This window comes from Pseudooceanicola spongiae, assembly GCF_014899185.1.
Lineage (GTDB): Bacteria > Pseudomonadota > Alphaproteobacteria > Rhodobacterales > Rhodobacteraceae > Pseudooceanicola > Pseudooceanicola spongiae.
Window position 1 is genome coordinate 1,547,990 of record NZ_CP045201.1, and the last position, 19,518, is coordinate 1,567,507.

14 protein-coding genes and 1 pseudogene are annotated in these 19,518 nt (G+C 64.6%); 7 read left to right on the forward strand and 8 right to left on the reverse strand.

What is annotated here, in order from left to right:
• Nucleotide 1 precedes the first annotated feature (1 nt).
• A complete protein-coding gene (locus F3W81_RS07420) occupies nt 2–436 on the reverse strand; it encodes a hypothetical protein (RefSeq protein WP_193082978.1) in 435 nt (144 codons plus the stop codon).
• A 96-nt stretch (nt 437–532) separates the two neighbouring features.
• Here F3W81_RS07420 and moaA point away from each other — a divergent pair, with 96 nt between their 5' ends.
• From moaA to F3W81_RS07435, 3 genes are read left to right on the forward strand one after another with little or no spacing between them, the layout of a single operon-like run.
• Nucleotides 533–1,540 (forward strand): GTP 3',8-cyclase MoaA, encoded by a 1,008-nt coding sequence (gene moaA / locus F3W81_RS07425; protein ID WP_193082979.1) that lies wholly within the window; start codon nt 533–535, stop codon nt 1,538–1,540.
• Nucleotides 1,540–2,856, forward strand: a complete 1,317-nt coding sequence (locus F3W81_RS07430) for a 3-deoxy-D-manno-octulosonic acid transferase (protein ID WP_193082980.1) — start codon at nt 1,540–1,542, stop codon at nt 2,854–2,856. The genes moaA and F3W81_RS07430 overlap by 1 nt, the downstream gene beginning before the upstream one ends.
• 39 nt (nt 2,857–2,895) lie before the next feature.
• Nucleotides 2,896–3,951 (forward strand): glycosyltransferase family 4 protein, encoded by a 1,056-nt coding sequence (locus F3W81_RS07435; protein WP_193082981.1) that lies wholly within the window; start codon nt 2,896–2,898, stop codon nt 3,949–3,951.
• 97 nt (nt 3,952–4,048) lie between these two features.
• Here the strand turns inward: F3W81_RS07435 and F3W81_RS07440 are convergent, their stop codons facing one another.
• The 4 genes and pseudogenes from F3W81_RS07440 to F3W81_RS07455 all read right to left on the reverse strand — a co-directional run bounded on the left by F3W81_RS07440 (nt 4,049) and on the right by F3W81_RS07455 (nt 9,614).
• On the reverse strand, nt 4,049–5,212 hold the full coding sequence (locus F3W81_RS07440) for a M20 aminoacylase family protein (RefSeq protein WP_193082982.1): 1,164 nt from the start codon (nt 5,210–5,212) through the stop codon (nt 4,049–4,051).
• A 36-nt stretch (nt 5,213–5,248) separates the two neighbouring features.
• Complete coding sequence (locus F3W81_RS07445; protein ID WP_193082983.1) at nt 5,249–6,409, reverse strand: amidohydrolase; 1,161 nt, start codon at nt 6,407–6,409, stop codon at nt 5,249–5,251.
• Between the two features lie 3 nt (nt 6,410–6,412).
• On the reverse strand, nt 6,413–7,579 hold the full coding sequence (argE, locus tag F3W81_RS07450) for an acetylornithine deacetylase (protein WP_193082984.1): 1,167 nt from the start codon (nt 7,577–7,579) through the stop codon (nt 6,413–6,415).
• A gap of 178 nt (nt 7,580–7,757) precedes the next feature.
• A pseudogene (locus F3W81_RS07455) lies at nt 7,758–9,614 on the reverse strand (ABC transporter ATP-binding protein).
• 274 nt (nt 9,615–9,888) lie between these two features.
• Between F3W81_RS07455 and F3W81_RS07460 the strand changes: the two are divergent.
• The 4 genes from F3W81_RS07460 to F3W81_RS07475 all read left to right on the forward strand — a co-directional run bounded on the left by F3W81_RS07460 (nt 9,889) and on the right by F3W81_RS07475 (nt 14,696).
• Entirely contained in the window at nt 9,889–11,595 is a 1,707-nt protein-coding gene (locus F3W81_RS07460) for a peptide ABC transporter substrate-binding protein (protein ID WP_193082985.1), read from the forward strand.
• A gap of 165 nt (nt 11,596–11,760) precedes the next feature.
• The gene (locus F3W81_RS07465; RefSeq protein WP_193082986.1) at nt 11,761–12,783 is read left to right on the forward strand and encodes an ABC transporter permease; all 1,023 of its coding nucleotides are present in this window, start codon (nt 11,761–11,763) and stop codon (nt 12,781–12,783) included.
• A 70-nt stretch (nt 12,784–12,853) separates the two neighbouring features.
• Nucleotides 12,854–13,744 carry an ABC transporter permease gene (locus F3W81_RS07470; protein WP_226941964.1) on the forward strand — a complete coding sequence of 297 codons (891 nt, stop codon included), beginning with the start codon at nt 12,854–12,856 and terminating at the stop codon, nt 13,742–13,744.
• Nucleotides 13,745–13,805: 61 nt separating this feature from the next.
• Complete coding sequence (locus F3W81_RS07475) at nt 13,806–14,696, forward strand: DMT family transporter (RefSeq protein WP_193082988.1); 891 nt, start codon at nt 13,806–13,808, stop codon at nt 14,694–14,696.
• Nucleotides 14,697–14,701: 5 nt separating this feature from the next.
• Here F3W81_RS07475 and F3W81_RS07480 read toward each other — a convergent pair whose 3' ends face one another.
• The 3 genes from F3W81_RS07480 to F3W81_RS07490 form a co-directional block, all read right to left on the reverse strand.
• On the reverse strand, nt 14,702–15,979 hold the full coding sequence (locus tag F3W81_RS07480; RefSeq protein WP_193082989.1) for a DUF3422 family protein: 1,278 nt from the start codon (nt 15,977–15,979) through the stop codon (nt 14,702–14,704).
• Between the two features lie 314 nt (nt 15,980–16,293).
• Entirely contained in the window at nt 16,294–17,727 is a 1,434-nt protein-coding gene (locus F3W81_RS07485) for an NAD(P)(+) transhydrogenase (Re/Si-specific) subunit beta (RefSeq protein ID WP_193082990.1), read from the reverse strand.
• A 13-nt stretch (nt 17,728–17,740) separates the two neighbouring features.
• Entirely contained in the window at nt 17,741–19,315 is a 1,575-nt protein-coding gene (locus tag F3W81_RS07490) for a Re/Si-specific NAD(P)(+) transhydrogenase subunit alpha (protein WP_193082991.1), read from the reverse strand.
• Nucleotides 19,316–19,518 lie beyond the last annotated feature (203 nt).

Below are 19,518 nucleotides of genomic sequence, written 5' to 3' on the forward strand. Positions count from 1 at the left end.
CTCAGCCGCCCGGATAGACGTCGATCTCGATCAGCCCGGCCAGCGGCACGCCAAGCGCCTGCATCGCCTGCAGCGACAGACGCGACCCGGCGGTCTCTGGCCCGTTGATCGGGATCAGCTGGGCGGAGATGGTGGTGCCGGTCTCGATGGCGGTGATCCGCCCCTTCTGCACCGTCTTGACCATCGGCGTCTTCAGCCACAGCCCCGGCTCTCCCGCCGCGCCAAGCGTCGCCACGGTGCGCCCCTTGCTGGGCCGCGCAGGCGGGCGGACCGAGACCTCTGCCGCACTTTCGGGCAGCACTTCGGCCTCGACCTTGACGCTCGTATCAATGGGCGGCGCGGTGGGGCGCATGGTCTCGGACATCTTCATCTTCTCGCACCCGGCGAGGGCGAGGGTGAGGGCGGGGATCAACAGGATCGCTGAGATGGCTTTCATGGCGCTTAGTTTAGGGCGTTCGCCCGCCGCTTCAATCGCACAAACATGATCTCTCGGCCCTTGTCGGCACACCCCCGCCACAATAGGTTACTTCCTATGACAGCACCCCTCATTGATCCCTTTCATCGTGCCATCGACTATCTGCGCGTCTCGGTCACGGACCGGTGCGATTTCCGCTGCGTCTATTGCATGGCCGAAAACATGACCTTTCTGCCCAAGAAAGATCTGCTGACGCTGGAGGAGCTGGACCGCATGTGTTCCACCTTCATCGGCCTCGGCGTGAAAAAGCTGCGGATCACCGGGGGCGAACCTCTGGTGCGGCGCGATATCATGACGTTTTTCCGCGCCATGACCCGCCATCTCGACAGTGGCGCGCTGAAAGAGCTGACCCTGACGACCAACGGCAGCCAGCTGGAACGCTTTGCCAAGGATCTGGCCGCCGCCGGGGTGCGCCGCATCAACGTCTCGCTCGATACGCTGGACGAGGCGAAATTCGCCCGTGTCACCCGTTGGGGCCGTCTGCCGCAGGTGCTGCGCGGGCTGGACGCGGCGCAAGCCGCTGGCCTCAAGGTCAAACTCAACGCCGTCGCCCTCAAGGGTTTCAACGAGGATGAGCTGTTCACCCTCTCGGAATTCTGCGCCGAGCGCGGGATGGACATCACCTGGATCGAAGTCATGCCGATGGGCGATATCGGCAACGAGGATCGCGTCGGCCAGTACTGGTCGATGCGCGACGTCCGCGCCACGCTGGAAACGCAGTACCGTCTGACCGATCTCGCCGAAAGCTCCGGCGGCCCGGCGCGCTATGTCAGGGTTGAGGAAACCGGTCAGAAGATCGGTTTCATCACCCCGCTCAGCCATAATTTCTGCGAAAGCTGCAACCGCGTCCGCATGACCTGCACGGGCGAGCTTTACATGTGCCTCGGTCAGGAAGACATGGCCGACCTGCGCCCTGCCCTGCGCAATTTCCCCGGCGACGACGCGCCGCTGGAACAGGCCATCCGCGACGCCATCTCGCATAAACCCAAGGGCCACGACTTCGACTATTCGCGCCAGCGTGCCGATGGTCAGGTCTCGCGCCACATGAGCCATACGGGCGGCTGATGGCCCGCCCACAGGCGCAGGCGACGCCGTTCTATCACTTCTACCGGCTGGTCGCTCTGGCCGCCGCGCCTCTGCTCTGGCGGCGGGTCTCGCGCAAACTCGCCGCTGAGGGGATCCCGCCCGAGCGTCAGCGCGAACGCCTCGGCCACGCCAGCCAAGCCCGCCCCACCGGCACGCTGCTTTGGTTCCACGCCGCCAGCGTCGGTGAGAGCGTGTCGGTCCTCGCCCTCGTCCAGCGCCTGCTGGAGATGCGCCCGAACGCCCATGCGCTGATCACCTCCGGCACCGCTGCCTCGGCCAAGGTGCTGGCCGCCCGCCTGCCCGCGCGCTGCCTGCACCAGTTCGCCCCTCTCGACGCCGCCGGCCCGGTGCGCCGCTTCTTTGAGCACTGGCACCCCGACGCCGGTGTCCTCGTCGAGAGCGAGCTCTGGCCGCAGATGATCGTCACCGCCCGCAAGCGCGGCATCCCCCTGGCGCTGCTGAACGCCCGCCTCTCCAAGGGCTCGCTGCGCAACTGGGGCCGCTTTGGCGACACCTTCCGCTATCTCACCGACCAGTTCTGCATGATCCGCACTCAGGACCGCGCCACCTGGGACGGCCTGCTTGCCCTCGGCGCCAACCCCGAGACCACCGCCCAGGGCCCCAACCTCAAGGCGATGATCCTGCCGCCGCCGGTCAACGACGCCGACCTCACCCGGATGCGCGCGGCCTTTCCCGGGCCGCTCTGGACCGCCGTCTCGACCCATGAGGGCGAGGAGGCGCAGATCCTCGACGCCCATCTTGCCGCCCGCAAGATGCTCCCCGGCCTGCGCCTGATCCTCGTCCCCCGCCACCCGACCCGCGCCGATGCGATCGTGAAACTGATCAGCGACCGATCCCTCAGCTTCGCCCGCCGCACCCAGGGTGCAACCCCCGGCACCGCCGAGGTCTACCTCGCCGACACTCTGGGCGAGACCGGCCTCTGGTACGCCCTCGCGCCGCTGGTCTTCCTCGGCGGCTCCTTCGGCAAGGCCGGCGGCCATACCCCCTACGAGCCCGCCTTTTTCGCCACGCCCGTGCTGCACGGCCCCCATGTCGCGAACTTCGCCGAGAGCTACGCCCAGTTCGACGCCGCCGGTGCCGCGCTGAAGGTTGCGGATGCCGCGGCCCTCACGCAGGCTGTTGCGCAGCTGCTGCAAGACCCCGACCGCATCATGCAGATGGGCGCCGCCGCGCAAACCATCTCGCAGTCGCAATCCCAGGCCATGACTCAGGTGGCCGAGGCACTGCTCAGCGCCCTCGCCCTGCCGCTTTGCGCGCCGCCCACAAGCGTGTAGACCAGCCCCAAGCCGATACCCCAAATCAGGGAGACGAAAATGCCCTCCGAGACAGCAAAACTCGACGTGATCGCCCCGAACTTCAAGAAACGCATGTCCGGCGTCACCTCGACCGTGTTCCGGCTGGTGCCCCTGCAGGCCCGCGACATCGCCATCGCCAGCGCCGGCCCGAACATCCCCGACGCCGTGCCGCAAGTCCCGGTCAGCGCCCTGTTCACCATGTCGCGCAAGGGCCCCTCCGGGCCGCGGGTCTGGCACGCAAGGCGCAACAACGAAATGCTGGTCGGCATCGCGCTGAAACAGATATTGCGCAAACGGCTGAAACTGCTCTTCACCTCGGCCGCGCAACGCCACCACACCGGCTTCACTAAATGGATGATCCGCCAGATGGACGCGGTGATCGCCACCTCCGCCCGCTCCGCCGGCTTTCTTGAGGTGCCCGCCACCGTCATCCACCACGGCATCGACACCGAGCTGTTCAGCCCCAGCCCCGACAAGACTGCCCTGCGCGCCACGCTGAACCTGCCTGCCGACCAGATCCTCGTCGGCTGCTTTGGCCGCATCCGCCCGCAAAAGGGCAACGACCTCTTCACCGACCTGATGCTGCGCCTGCTGCCCTCGCGCCCGAACGTCACCGCCGTGATGATGGGCGGCGTCACCGAGAAGAACCGCGACTTCCACGCCGCGCTGATCGCCCAGGTCGAGGCCGCCGGCCTGACCGATCGCTTCCTCTTCCTGCCCGAAGACCCGCACTGGGACATCTCGCGCTGGTTCAAGGCGCTCGACCTCTACATCGCCCCGCAACGCTGGGAAGGTTTCGGCCTCACCCCGCTTGAGGCGATGGCCTGCGCCGTCCCCGTCGTCGCCACCCGCGCCGGCGCCTTCGAGGAACTGGTCCAGGACGGCAGCACCGGCACCCTCGTCGACATCGAGGATCTCGACGCCATGACAACCGCCACCGCCACCCTGCTCGACGACGACGCCCTGCGCGCCGCTTGGTCGCTCAACGCCCGCGCCCACGCCGCCGGCCACTGCCGCATCGAACAGGAAGCCGCCGCGATCACCAAAATCTACCGCCACCTGCTCAACACATGACAACAGGCGCGCAGCCCCGCCACGCGCCCATCGTTTCCCTGTCCTAACTATCCCCGCCGGAGGCATCGCCGCGCGCGGCGATCCCCCCAGATCCGGCTCAGGCCACCGGCATCCGCTGCTCGACGATCCCCGCCCACCACGAACAGCCCGCCGGAATAACCTCGTCGTTGAAGTTGTATTCCGCGTTATGCACATCGGCACTGTCGCCATTGCCGACCAGAATATAGGCACCGGGGCGTTCTTCCAGCATATAGGCGAAATCCTCGCCCCCCATGGTGATCTCCGCCGCCGCGCAATCACCCGCCACGCCGCGCGCAACCTCAGCCGCGAACTCGGTCTGCTCCTCGCTGTTCACCATCGCCGGATAGCCCGGCATCCAGCTGATCTCGGCACTCGCGCCAAAGGCCTGCGCCGTCGAGGTGGTGATCGCTTTCATCCGCTCCTCCCCCAGCTTGCGCCCCGCATCGCTCATCGTGCGGATGGTGCCGCGCAGGGTGACATGGCCGGGAATGACGTTGAACGCTGTCGAGGAACTCTCGAACGAGGTGACCGAGACGACAATCCGCTCGACCGGATCGGCATTGCGGCTGACGATGCTCTGCAAGGCCGACACGATCTGCGAGGCGACGACGATCGGGTCGATGGTCTGCATAGGCTTGGCGGCATGACCGCCGCGGCCCTTCACCTTGACCTCGAACTGATCGGTCGCGGCGAAAAACGCGCCGGGCCGGATGCCGAAACTGCCTAGCGGCATGCCGGGCCAGTTGTGCATGCCATAGACTTCCTGAATGCCGAACCGCTCCATCATGCCATCCGCGCACATCTCGCGACCACCACCGCCGCCCTCCTCGGCGGGTTGAAAGATCACCACGGCAGTGCCATCGAAATTGCGCGTCTCGGCAAGGTATTGCGCAGCGCCGAGCAGCATCGCGGTGTGCCCGTCGTGACCGCAGGCATGCATCGCGCCGGGGGTCTTGCTGGCATACTCGAGCCCGGTCGCCTCCAGAATGGGCAGAGCGTCCATATCCGCGCGCAACCCGATGACCTTGCCCGCGCTGTCCGTGCGCCCGCGGATCACGCCCACCACGCCGGTGCGCCCGATGCCGGTGACAACCTCGTCACAGCCAAACGCCCGCAGCTTTTCGGCCACCAGAGCCGAGGTCCGGTGGGTCTCGAACAGGATCTCGGGGTTCTCGTGCAGATCCCGGCGCCATTTGGTGATTTCACCCTGCAGTTCGGCAAAGCGGTTCTTGATCGGCATGTCGTGCTCCTTGAAAAATGTGTCGTCCCGCGCCGTTCAGGCGGTCAGCGGCAACCGGCTCTCGGCCATTTCGGCCAGCCAGCTGCAGCCATAGGGGATGACCGCGTCGTTGAAGTCGTATTGGGGGTGATGCAGACCGGCACTGTCGCCATTGCCGACCAGAACATAGGCACCGGGGCGCATTTTCAGCATCTCGGCAAAGTCATCGGCACCCATCACCGGCGCCAGATCACTGTCGGCGACAGAGACGCGCGCCGCAGCCGCCAGCGCATGATCGACCGCCCCGGCGTCATTCACCAGCACCGGCGGGCCGGACAGAAAGGTCACTTCGGCCGCAGCACCAAAGGCCTCGGCAGTCGCTTGCGTCACGGCCTCGATCCGGCGACGCAGCGTCTCCTGCACCCCCATGTCCATGGCGCGAAAGGTGCCCTTCATCGCCACGGTGCCGGGGATGACGTTGTAGGTGTCCGTCTCGGTGCGAAAGCCACAGACCGAGATCACGACCGGATCGGTGGCACCGACATTGCGCGCCACAATGCTTTGCAGCGAGGTCAGGATATGCGCCGCGACCAGCGTGGTATCGACGCTTTTATGGGGCATCGCCGCGTGTCCGCCCTTGCCGATGACGCGGATATCGAACCGCTCGGGCGCGGCGAACTGCGCGCCCTTGCGCATGCTGAAATGGCCGAGCGCAATCCCCGGCCAGTTGTGCATGCCGTAAACTTCCTCAATGGCGAAGCGCTGCAACAGCCCATCGGCCAGCATCGCCGCCGCACCACCGCCGCCTTCTTCTGCGGGTTGAAAGATCACCGCGACCCGGCCCGCGAAACGGCGCGTCTCGCTGAGGTATTTTGCCGCCCCCAGCAGCATCGCCGTATGCCCGTCATGGCCACAGGCGTGCATCTTGCCGGGGAGGGTCGAGGCATGCGCCAGCCCCGTTGCCTCAAGAATAGGCAGCGCATCCATATCGGCGCGAAATCCGATGGTCCTGCCGGGGGCCGTGCCGTTGATCACACCGACCACGCCGGTGCCGCCAAGGCCCGTCACCACCTCGTCACAGCCGAACCCGTGCAGCTTTTCAGCGACGAAAGCGGCGGTGCGATGCTCCTCGAAGCGCAGCTCGGGGTGGGCATGCAGATCCCGCCGCCAGCCCGCGACCTCGCCCTGCATCTCGGCAATGCGGTTGCGTACGGGCATGGCTCAACGCTCAGACAGCAGGTCGAGCAGCTGGCGCATGAAGTCATGCCCGGCCTCGAACTGCGCCACGGTGATATATTCGTCGGGCTGGTGGGCCTGCGCGATATCGCCCGGGCCACAGACCACGGCCGAATACCCGTGATTCTGGAAATGCCCCGCCTCGGTGCCATAGCTGACCACATGGGTGCCATTGTCGCCGGTCAGCCGCCGCGCCAGCTCCTCGGCTGCGCCGTTGATCTCGGGGGCAAGACCGGGGGCGATATACTTGGGCCGCAGCTCGATCGAGGTCTCGGGGCGGATCTGCTGCATCTCGGCCTCGACGCGGGCGGCTTCGGCGCGATAAGCTTCCTCGTACATCGACGGATCTTCGCCGGGCACACAGCGGAACGACATGACAAACTCGCAGCGCTTGGCGGTGATGTTATGGGCCGTGCCGCCGCCGATCATACCGACATGCGCATTCGTCCAGGGCGGGTTGAACAGCGCATCACTGCCCTGCGGCGTCTTCGCCATATTGGCGGCATTGACGCCATTGGCCCAGGCGATCAGCTTTGCCCCCTCCATGATCGCCGAAACACCCGTATGCGCCAGCGAGGAGTGGACCTCGAAACCGTGCACGATGGTGTCAAAGGCGATGCTGGCCTTATGGCCGGTGACCGTCTGCATCATCGTGGGCTCGCCGATGATCGCGACGTTTCCCTTGGGCAGCGCGTTCCCGATATCGCGGAGCAGAGGGTCCGCGCCGATCACGCCGACCTCCTCGTCATAGGTCAGGGCGATCTGCAGCGGTCGGGTCAGATCGCGCCCCGCCGCCTCGGCCAGCGCCCAGACGGCGAGCGCATCGAAGGACTTCATGTCGACGCAGCCGCGACCATAGTATTTGCCGTCGCGTTCGCTGACCGTAAAGGGATCGCTGGACCAGTCCTGCCCGTCGATAGGCACCACGTCGGTATGGCCCGAGAGCACCACCGCCCCCTCGACCATCGGCCCGGCATGGGCCATCAGACCGGCCTTCGGTTCGCTCGGATGCAGGTGGCGGACGCAGGTGACGCCGTGTTCTTCCAGATAGTCCTGCACCCAGTCGATCAGGGGCAGGTTGCTATCCCGGCTGACGGTGGGAAACCCGACAAGGGTTTGCATGATCTGGAAGGGGCTGAGGCGGGAGCTCATGGTAGGTCTTCTTTCGGTTGGCCGTTTGCACGGGGTATTTCAGGCGGCCCGGGGCGCCGCAAAGGCAGATCGCATCACCTTAGCGCGACGGCGCGCAGGGGGGAACGGCGGACACGCGTGAAGACGGCGCCTGACCGGACCGGGGACGCGAGGCCTGTGCACCGCGCCCCTCGCCCGCTCAGTAACCACTGTCGGTCAGCAGCAGATAATGGTCCTCGCCCACCTTCTGATAGACCGACGGCTCAGGCTGATAGTCCAGATCGTGGATCGGCGAGGGGATCGGCTTGAAGTTCAGCTCATGCTCGCTCTTGCGGCGGGTCGGATCGGCAATTGGCACCGCCTGCATCAGCGCGCGGGTATAGGGGTGGCGCGGATTCTCGAAGATCGCGCGACGGCTGCCGATCTCGACGATTCTCCCGAGGTACATCACGCCGACGCGGTGGCTGACACGCTCCACCACGGCCATGTCATGGCTGATGAACAGGAACGACAGGCCCAGCTCGGCCTGCAGCTCCATCATCAGGTTCAGCACCTGCGCCTGCACCGAGACATCCAGCGCCGAGACCGATTCATCCGACACGATCAGCTTGGGGTTCAGCGCCAGAGCCCGCGCGATGGCGACCCGCTGACGTTGCCCGCCCGACAGCTCATGCGGATAGCGGCGCATGAAGCTGCGCGGCAGCTCGACCCGGTCGAACAGCATTTCGATGCGCTCCTGCATCGCGCGGCCCTTCAGCGTGCCATAGTTGCGCATCGGCTCGGCCACCTGATCAGACAGCTGCATCTGCGGGTTCAGACTGGCGAAGGGATCCTGAAAGATCATCTGCATGTCGAGGCGAGCCTTGCGCAGATCCGGCGGGCTCAGCGCCATGATGTCCTTGCCGCCCAGTTCGACCTGCCCCGACAGCGGCTCGATCAGCCGCAGAAGCGAGCGGCCCGCCGTGGATTTGCCACAGCCCGACTCACCCACAAGGCTCAGCGTCTGGCCCTTGTTGATGTCGAAGGAGATATCCTCGACCGCGTGCACATTCGCCACCGTACGGCGCAGCACACCGCCCTTGACGGGAAAGCGCGTGGTCAGATTGCGCACGCTCAGCAGCACCTTGTCACTGCCGGGAATCGGAGCAATCTTTTGCCCCTCGACACCGAACAGCTTCATCGGTTCGGGAAATCCTTGCCCGTCATGTCGCCGAGCTTGGGCACCGCCGCCAGCAGCGCCTTGGTATAATCATGCTTGGGCGCGTGGAAAATCTGCTCGACCGGGCCCTCCTCGACCTTGTTGCCGCGGAACATCACGACGACCCGGTCGGCCATCTGCGCCACCACGGCCATGTCGTGGGTGATGAACATCACCGCCGTCCCGGTCTCGCGCTTGAGACGGTCCATCAGCGCCAGAATTTCGGCCTGGATGGTAACGTCGAGCGCGGTCGTCGGCTCATCCGCGATCAGCAGGCGCGGCTCGCAGGCCAGGGCCATGGCGATGACGACCCGCTGACGCATGCCACCCGACAGCTCATGCGGGTATTGCTTGATGCGGCGCTCAGGCTCGGGGATGCGGACCTCGCGCAGCAGCTCGATGGCGCGGCGCGTCGCCGCCGCCCGGTTCATTCCCTTGTGCAGAATCAACCCCTCGGACAGCTGCCGTCCGATGGTGAAGACCGGGTTCAGCGCCGTCATCGGCTCCTGAAAGATCATGCCGATCTCATTGCCCCGGATGGTGCGCATCAATCCCTGATCCGCCTGCGCCAGATCAATCTCTCCGCCGCCCTTGCGATCAAAAATGAGGCGCCCGCCAGAAATTTCTCCGCCCGTACTCCACCAGCCGCATCAGCGACAGCGACGAGACCGACTTGCCCGACCCGGATTCGCCGACCACGCAGACCGTCTCTCCGGGGTTGATGGTGAACGAGATGTCCTGCACACCAACGACGGGTCCATCCTTTGTCTGGAAAGACACCCGCAGGTTCTCAATACGGGCAATCGGCCCGGTTTCGGGCTGCACGGATGGGCTCGGGGGGGGCGACGTGTCCAGCATGTACCAACCTGAAAGAGTGAATGATGCCAGACGCTACAGAGGCTTTTGCCGAAATGTCAAACGCCTGCCCCCACATCTCCCCCTCGCTGCATGCGTGACGAAAGGGGAAGGCTTGCAATTTGCGCGAATCCGCTTTTCGATGAAGCCACCCGCAGGGGACCGGCCCGACAATGGCAGGGTGCACGGCAGTTTCGCGCACCCGACCTACCGGCGCTCAGGTCGTCAGCGACAACAACCGGCCACGAAAGGTCGGATATCCAACTGGGAGAAACGCATGAAACTGAAAACCGTTTTGCTTGGGGCAGCGGCTGCTTTTGCCATGGCTCCGGCGGCGATGGCGGAACGTGGCGCCGATGGCCACGTCAACGTCATCTATTGGCAAGCCCCCTCGATTCTGAACCCCTACCTCTCCGGCGGCACCAAGGACATCGAGAGCTCCTCGATCATTCTCGAACCGCTCGGCCGCTATGACCCCGATGGCAACCTCGTGCCCTTCCTGGCCACAGAAATCCCCACCGTCGAAAATGGCGGCGTGTCCGAGGATCTGACCTCGATCACCTGGAAGATCAAACCCGATCTACTGTGGTCCGATGGCACCGCCTTCACCGCTGACGACGTTGTTTTCACCGCCGCCTATTGCATGGACCCCGAGGGCGGCTGCGCCCAGCTCTCCAAGTTCAACGGCATCAAGACGGTTGAGGCAGTCGATCCCCTGACCGTCAAGATCACCTTCGAGACCCCCCAGCCCAACCCCTACGGCGCCTTCATGGGCGGCCAGTCCCCGATCCTGCAAAAGGCACAGTTTGAAAACTGCACCGGCGGTCGCGCGGCAGAGTGCACCGAGGCGAACTTCAATCCCATCGGCACCGGCCCCTTCGTGGTCGACGAATTCAAACCGAACGACGTGATCTCGCTCTCGGCCAACCCGAACTACCGCGATCCGGCCAAACCGGCCTTCGCCACCATGACCTTCAAGGGCGGCGGCGATGCGACCGCAGCGGGCCGCGCCGTGCTGGAAACCGGCGAATTCGATTATGCCTGGAACCTGCAACTGGCGCCCGAAGTGCTGGAACAGATGGCCAAGGGCGGCAAGGGCGAAACCGTCACCGCCTATGGCACGCTGGTCGAGCGGATCGAGATGAACCTCACCGATCCCTCGCCTGATCTGGCCCCCGACATCCGCGCCACCGTCGCCGCGCCGCACCCGATCCTGTCGGATCTGAACGTGCGCAAGGCCCTGTCGATGGCCATCGACCGCGAGATCCTCGTCGAAATCGGCTATGGCTCAGCCGGCCGCGCAACCTGCAACCTGGTGCCCGCACCGGAAATGTACGCCTCGCCCAACCAGGACTGCATCCCGCAGGACATCGAGGGCGCCAAGGCCCTGCTCGACGAAGCCGGCTGGACCGACAGCGACGGCGACGGCATCCGCGACAAGGACGGCAAGAAATTCCACCTGCTGTTCCAATCCTCGACCAACGCCGTGCGCCAGAACTTCCAGGACGCGATCAAGGCCTGGTGGGGCGAGATCGGTGTTGAAACCGAGCTGCGCAACGTCTCCGGTTCGGTCTTCTTTGGTGGCGATGCGGGGTCTCCCGACACCTTCCAGAAGTTCTATGCCGATGTCGAAATGTACGCCAACAACTTCGACGGCACCGATCCGCAGGCCTATCTGGCCCAGTATCGTTGCGGCAACGAACCCAAGCCCTCCTCGCAGTGGCAGGGTGAGAACATCAACCGCTTCTGCGATCCCGCCTATGACGCCCTGCTCGACGAGCTGGCCAAGACAGGCGAGCTTGAGAAGCGCGGCGAGATCGCCAAGAGGCTGAACGAGATGCTGACCAAAGACACCTACACCATCGTGCCGCTGGTCGACCGTGGCCGCGTTTCGGGCCATTCCAACACCCTCGGCGGTGTGGCGCTGAACACCTGGGACAGCGAACTCTGGAACGTCGCCGACTGGTACCGGATCAAGGAGTGATCCCCCCTCGGGGCTGGGCCTTGCGCCCGGCCCCGGAATTTGCGTACCGGTGCCGGGCGGCCCTCTGCCCGGTACCGGATGTTACGTACCGGTGCCCTGTCGCGTCTGGCCCCCGTTTTGATCGGGGCCGCGCGGCAGTCCACTCCTGACCTTCCGGGACTCCCCATGCTGAATTTCACCATCCGACGGCTGATCATAGCCGTCCCCACCCTGCTTTTCATTGCCGTGGTCATCTTCGGGCTGCTGCAGCTCGCCCCCGGCGATCCGATGGCACAGGTGCCCCTGACCGTGCCCCCCGAAGTCAAGGAACGCATGCGCGAGGCCCTCGGCCTTGGCCAGCCGATCCACATCCAGTTCTGGAAATGGCTCGTGCAGTTCTTCTGGGTCGAACCTCAGGTGCTGATCGACCATATCTTCGGCAGCCACTTTGCCGATGGCAAGCTGCGCGTGCTCTCCTGGCAGACCCGCTCTCCGGTGATGGACATCGTGGTGCAGCGGATGCCCCAGACCCTCTGGGTTGTCGGGATGAGCTATATCGTCGGCATCCTGATCGCCCTGCCCATCGGCATCTATTCCGCCTACCGGCAGTATTCGATCTTTGACCAGCTCGGCACCTTCATCGCGATGATCGGCTTTTCGGTGCCGACCTTCTTTACCGGCGTGCTGCTGATCGTGATCTTTTCGGTGAACATGGACCACGGCAGTTTCTGGTGGTTCCCCTCGATCTACGACACCACGCTGAAGGTCACCGACTGGGCCAGTTTCGGCCAGCAGATCCGCCAGATGGCGATGCCCGTGACCGTGCTCGCGCTCTATAACGCGGCGCAGATCTCGCGGTTCATGCGGGCCTCGATGCTCGACAACCTCAACCAGGACTACGTGCGCACGGCGCGCGCCAAGGGCGTGGGCGAACGTGCCGTTGTCATGGTGCATGTGCTGCGCAACTCGCTGATCCCGGTGGTCACGGTCATCGCGCTCGGCGTGCCGCAGGTCTTTGGCGGCGCCATCATCACCGAACAGGTCTTCAAGGTGAACGGTCTCGGCCAGCTGCTGATCGGCGCGATCGAGGCGAACGATCTGCCAATGGTGCAGACGCTGACCTTCATCTTCGCGGTCCTGATCGTGCTCTTCAACCTGATTGCCGACGTCCTCTACGGCATCCTCGACCCACGGATCCGCTATGACTGAGCCAACACACACACCCAAACCCGTCGCCCCCACAGGCGCGACCCTCGCCGGTGGCCCCCTGCCCGAGCCGATGCCCTCCGCCCCGCCGCGCAGCCAGTGGGTCGACGTCTGGCACCAGTTCCGCCACCACAAGGGCGCCATGGCCGGTGGCATCGTCTTCCTGTTCATCGTGCTGGCGGTGTTTCTTGGCCCCTACCTCTGGGATCTCGACCCCTCCAAGATCGACTTCCGCGCCCGGAACAACGGCCCCACCTGGGCGCATCCCTTCGGCACCGACCAGCTGGGGCGCGACATGATGGCCCGGCTGATGGCGGGCGGTCAGGTCTCGCTCGCCGTCGGCATCACCGCGATGCTGCTGGCGCTGTTCCTCGGCTCGCTCGTCGGGATTCTGGCGGGCTACTTCCGCCGCCTCGACAACATCCTGATGCGGATCACCGACCTGTTCCTCGCCCTGCCGCTGCTGCCGCTGCTGCTGGTCATGGTGCTGCTGTTCCGCGAGCCGCTCTCGGCCACCTTCGGGATCGAGACGGGGATCTTCATCCTCATCGTCACCGCCATCGGCGTCACCTCCTGGATGCCGACCGCGCGGATCGTGCGCGGCGATGTCCTGGCCCTGAAGGAGCGCGAGTTCGTGCTGGCCGCGCGCTCCATCGGCACCACGAACCTCATGATGATCCTGCGCCACATCCTGCCCAACGTGATCTCGCCCATCGTCGTCTCGGCCACGCTGGGGATCGCCAATGCCATCATCACCGAGAGCGCGCTTTCCTTCCTCGGCCTCGGCTTTCCGCCGGACTTTCCGACCTGGGGGCGGCTGCTGTTCGACGCCGTTGACTACATGCAGCAAAACCCCGAGCGCGTGGTCATGCCCGGCATCGCGATCTCGCTGACGGTGCTGTCGGTGAACTATCTCGGGGACGGGCTGCGTGATGCCCTCGACCCGCGTATCCGCGGCCGCTAAGGTCCCGCTCAATTCCCCCGCCGCCCGCACAGGCGGCGGGGTCCTTCAGAGACGAGGCCCCATGTCCCACCGCGACTACTACGCCGGCATCGCGCTGCGCCTGCTCTCTGCCTTCCTTATCACCGCCATGTCCGCCGCCGTCCACGGCGTCGCCGCCACGGTCCCTGTCGGGCAGATCATGTTCTGGCGCTCGGCCATCGCGCTGATCCCGATCCTTGGCTACATGGCCTGGCGCGGCAACTTCCCCGCCGCCCTGCTCAGCCGCTACCCCCGCCTGCACGCCACACGCGGATTGCTCGGCGCGGTGTCGATGGCACTGTCCTTCCTGTCGCTGGCCTATCTGCCGGTCGCCAACGCCCAGGCGCTGGCCTACCTCGCCCCCGTCCTCAGCCTGCCCATGGCCGCCTTCCTGCTGCGCGAGAAACTCTCCGCCCCCATCATCGCCGCCGTAGCCTTGGGCTTTGCAGGCGTCATCGCCCTCTTGTGGGAGGCGCTGGACATGCCCGGCGAGGGCGCGCTGATCGGTGTTGCTGCAGGCCTCGCCTATGCCTTCACCATGGCCTTCGTGCGGGTCCACACCAAACGGATGACCGTGACCGAAAGCTCCTCCACCATCGCCTTCTACTTTGCAGTCGTCGCGGCCCTTGTCGGCCTTGCCACCCTGCCCTTCGGCTGGGTGGCGCTGGACGGCACGCACTATGTCTGGCTGATCCTCGCAGGCCTGCTCGGCGGCATCGGCCATATCGTCTCGAACGAGGCGACGGCCCGCGCGCCGGTCAGCACGCTGGCCCCGTTCGATTTCACCGGGCTGATCTGGGCGCTCGGCTTCGATCTGATCCTCTTCGCGACCTTCCCCGGCCCGCTCGGCCTTGTCGGGGTTGCAGCGATCACCGCCGCCGCGCTTCTGGTGACCTTCGCGGGCCATCCCAGACGCATCGCGCCGGGGAAATAGCCGCGCTAATGCAGCTTCTTGCGAATGCTGCGGATCACCCACCAGACCGCCAGCACCACAAAGGGCGTGATCATCGCCAGCAGCATCCCCTTGCTCAGATGCGTGGCGTCCGCCAGCGGGTAGGACAGATAGCCCACCAGCGACACCGCGTAATAGCTGATCGCCACCACCGACAGCCCCTCGACCGTCTGTTGCAGGCGCAGCTGCGCATCGGCCCGCCGGTCCATGCTCTCCAGCAGCGCCTGGTTCTGCGCGCTGCGCTCGACATCGACACGCGTGCGCAGCAACTCGCCCGCGCGGATCGCCCGCGGTGACATCGCCGCCATCCGCGCCTCGCTGGCGCGCACGGTGCGCATCGCCGGATCGTAGCGGCGCATCATGAACTCGACAAAGGTCTGACGCCCGTGAAAGCGTTCCTCGCGCAGCATCGCCACACGTTCGCGCAGGATCGCCTCATAGGCCTTGGTGGCGGCCAGCCGATAGGCCGCCTTCGCCGCCATATCCTCCACCTCCGCCGAGACACTCAGCAGGCTGCGCAGCGTCTCCTCCGAGCGGGTCGCGCCATCGCGCATTGCCCCGATCAGCCGTGTCAGTTCAGCATCCAGCCGCACCATTTCCGGGTCCAGTTCGCGCACCCGCGCAAGGCCCAGCATCGACATGGCACGATAGGTCTCGATTTCGCACAGCCGCTGCACCACCCGCCCGATCCGCCGTGTGCCGATCCCTTCGTTGGTGAAGACCGAAAACCGCAGATGCCCCGCCGGGTCGATCCGGAAATCCCCCGCGATGATGGCATCCCGCTCAATCGCATGCGAGATCGCCAGACTTTCGCCGACGAACCAGTCCTCGATCTGGCGTTGCACCGTCGCCTCGCCCGCGCTCGGCTCGACCCGCAACAGCACCGAGGTGATACGTTTGCCCGGGGCCTGCGCCAGCCAGTTGGGCGGAAACACATCGAACTCCGCCGGATCAAAGGCGCGCGGCAGGATCGAGTTGGTGAAGACCGTATAGGTGACGAACTCGGTATGGCTCTCCCACTTCAGCATGTGCCGCCCGATCTCGCCCGACCAATGGGTCGCGCCCGGTTGCGGATGCGGCGCGCCGTGCCGGTCCAGCAGATCGATCAGATGCGCCCGCTCGGCCTCGCGGTCGCGCGCGGCGTCGGGGCCATCGGATTTCAGCGCCAGAAAGGCAACGCTGCAGGGCGAGTTCAGCGTCGGAAAGGGCCGCGCGTGCAGCTCATTGACCAGAGGATAGCGCAGAGGGTGATCTTGCAGGGGCATGGGGCAGCAGTCCGTCTGAAAGGCGTTCGCAATGCTGTTAGACCCGAGAGCCGCCCCTGAAAAGGCAATTATTAATATTTTTCAACATGTTAGCGGAATACATTGGTATACCGCTGCCACAAAGGGCACCGCCAGAGATTTGCGCCAAAAACGCACCGTTCAGTTACCGTTCAAATACCGACCGGATACCGACCGGATACCGACATCCCGATCTGGCGGTTTCAGGCCCCCCACCGTCAGAGCCGAGACCTGCCCCAGACGCAAAAAGGGCGACCCCGAGGGCCGCCCTTTTGCCGTTTCAACAGAGGACCGGATCAGGAGATCTTGGTCAGCAGCTCATCCAGCGATTTCTTGGCGTCGCCGTAGAACATGCGGGTATTTTCCTTGTAGAACAACGGGTTCTCGATCCCGGAATAGCCCGTGCCCTGGCCCCGTTTGGAGACGATGACCTGCTTGGCCTTCCAGCACTCCAACACCGGCATGCCAGCGATGGGGCTGTTGGGATCTTCCTGCGCCGCAGGGTTCACGATGTCGTTCGACCCGATCACGATCGCCACGTCGGTGGAGGGGAAATCTTCATTGATTTCATCCATTTCCAAGACGATATCGTAGGGAACCTTGGCCTCGGCCAGCAGCACGTTCATGTGCCCAGGCAGACGCCCGGCGACCGGGTGAATGGCGAAACGCACGTTCTTGCCCTTGGCCCGCAGCTTCTTCGTCAGCTCGGAGACCGACTGCTGCGCCTGCGCCACCGCCATGCCGTAGCCCGGAATGATGATGATGCTGTCGGCCTCGTCCAGCGCGGCTGCAACACCGTCGGCGTCGATGGCAATCTGTTCGCCCTCGACCTCCATCGCCGGGCCCGAGGTGCCGCCGAAGCCGCCCAGAATGACCGAAACAAAGCTCCGGTTCATCGCTTTGCACATGATATAGCTGAGGATGGCACCCGACGACCCAACCAGTGCCCCGACCACGATCAGCAAATCGTTCGACATCGAAAAGCCGATCGCCGCTGCCGCCCAGCCGGAATAGCTGTTGAGCATGGAAACCACGACAGGCATGTCCGCGCCGCCGATACCCATGATCAGGTGATAGCCGACAAACAGCGCCGCCAGTGTCATGATGAACAGCGGGAAAAAGCCACCGGTGTTGAAGTACCAGATCAGGCAGAGAACCGAGAGCACAGCTGCAGCCGCGTTCAGCATATGACCGCCCGGCAGTTTCGTCGCCTTGGTGTTCACCTTGCCCGCCAGCTTGCCATAGGCAACCACCGAACCGGTGAACGTCACGGCACCGATGAAGATACCAAGGAACAGCTCAACCCGAAGAATGTTCTGCTCGACCAGTGTCTTATGCGCCAGAAGCTCGGCGAAGCCATGCAGGCCGACACGCGCCGCCGGGTCCATCGCCAGCACATGGTTCAGCTCAAAATGCGCGTTGAACCCGACGAACACCGCCGCCAGACCGACCAGCGAGTGCATCGCCGCGACCAGTTGCGGCATCTCTGTCATCTGCACACGGGTGGCGACGAAAAAGCCGATGATGCCGCCCGCCGCGATCAGGATGACCGAGAGCAGCCAGAGGCCCGATCCCGGACCGATGAGTGTTGCAAAAACCGCAAGCGCCATGCCCGCGATCCCGTACCAGACCGCTCTTTTCGCGCTCTCCTGCCCCGAAAGGCCGCCGAGCGCGAGGATGAAGAGGACTGCCGCGACCACATAGGCCGCTGTCGTGAAGCCGAATTCCATTGATCAGACCTCCTTACGATTTCTGGAACATGGCGAGCATGCGCCGGGTGACGAGGAAGCCGCCGAAGATGTTGATTCCGGCCATGAAAACCGACAACGCCCCAAGCACGATCACGATCCAGGAGCCAGAGCCGATCTGCATGACAGCGCCCAGAATGATGATCGAGGAGATCGCATTGGTCACAGCCATCAGCGGTGTGTGCAGCGAATGCGACACGTTCCAGATCACCTGGAAGCCGATGAAGACCGACAGCACGAAGACGATGAAGTGCTGCATGAAGCTCGCCGGCGCGACAAGGCCGACACCAAGCAGCAGCACCGCACCGATGACCAGAAGACCGACCTGGTTGCGCGTTTGCTTCTTGAAGGCGGCGATCTCCACGGCACGTTTTTCCTCGTGCGTGAGTTCTTTCACCTTCTCCTTGGGTTTCTGCGCAGCGATCGCCTTGATCTTGAGCGGCGGAGGCGGAAACGTGATCTCTCCGCCGCGGGTCACCGTGGCCGAGCGGATCACATCATCTTCCATGTTGTGGTTGATGACGCCGTCCTTGCCCGGCGTCAGATCCGCCAGCAAGTGCCTGATATTTGTGGAATAAAGGCTCGATGCCTGTGCGGCCATCCGGCTGGGGAAGTCGGTGTAGCCGATGATGGTCACGCCATTGTCGGTCATGACCTTCTCATCCGGCACGGTGCCTTCAACGTTGCCGCCCCGCTCAGCTGCGAGGTCGATGATGACCGAGCCGCGCTTCATCGAGGCAACCATATCGGCCAGCCAGAGCTTGGGTGCATCGCGGTTGGGGATCAGCGCCGTGGTGATGACGATGTCGATATCGGGCGCGATCTCGCGGAACTTGGCCAGCTGCGCTTCACGGAATTCCGGTGAGGAAACAGACGCATAGCCGCCCGTTTCCGCCCCGTCCTTCTGCGCTTCCTCAAAGTCGAGGTAGACGAACTGGGCGCCCATGCTCTCGACTTGCTCGGCCACTTCGGGGCGCACGTCAAAGGCGTAGGTAATCGCACCGAGGGACGTCGCCGCCCCGATCGCCGCCAGACCAGCAACGCCAGCACCGACGACCAGGACCTTGGCCGGGGGCACCTTGCCCGCCGCCGTGATCTGGCCCGTGAAGAAGCGACCAAAGTTGTTACCGGCCTCGATCACAGCGCGATAGCCGGCGATGTTTGCCATCGAGGACAGCGCATCCATCTTCTGCGCACGGCTGATACGGGGGACCATTTCCATGGCCATGACCGTCGCACCCTGCTCCTTGCACAGCTCCAGCAGCTCGGTGTTGCCGGCCGGGTTGAAGAAGCTGATCAGCGTCTGCGCGGGCGTCAGCATGCGGGCTTCGTCATCGCTCGGCGCGCGCACCTTGGCGATCACGTCGACAGCGGCAAACAGTGCGGCTTCGTCCGCAACCACGGTGACGCCCGCAGCAGTGTAGGCTTCATCCGCGAAACCAGCGACGGTGCCCGCCCCGGTCTCAACAAAACATTCGTGTCCCAGCTTCTGCAACTGCAGCGCGGAGTCTGGCGTCATCGCGACGCGTGCCTCACCTGCGAACACTTCTTTTGGCGATCCGATTTTCACCTGTGTCGTCCCCCTTTTGAACAACTGGCTAAAATTTCGCCGGGGAAAACCCCCGGCGCCTCCTAGTCAGCATCGCGCAATATTATTGCGTTTCGGCTGTAGTGGATTTGCCTGCTATGACCTGCCGAGTCAAACCCATCGATGTGTGTTTTGCGCCTATGTTGCGAATTCTGTTCGAATATTTCGCCAGATGCGCGCGCCTC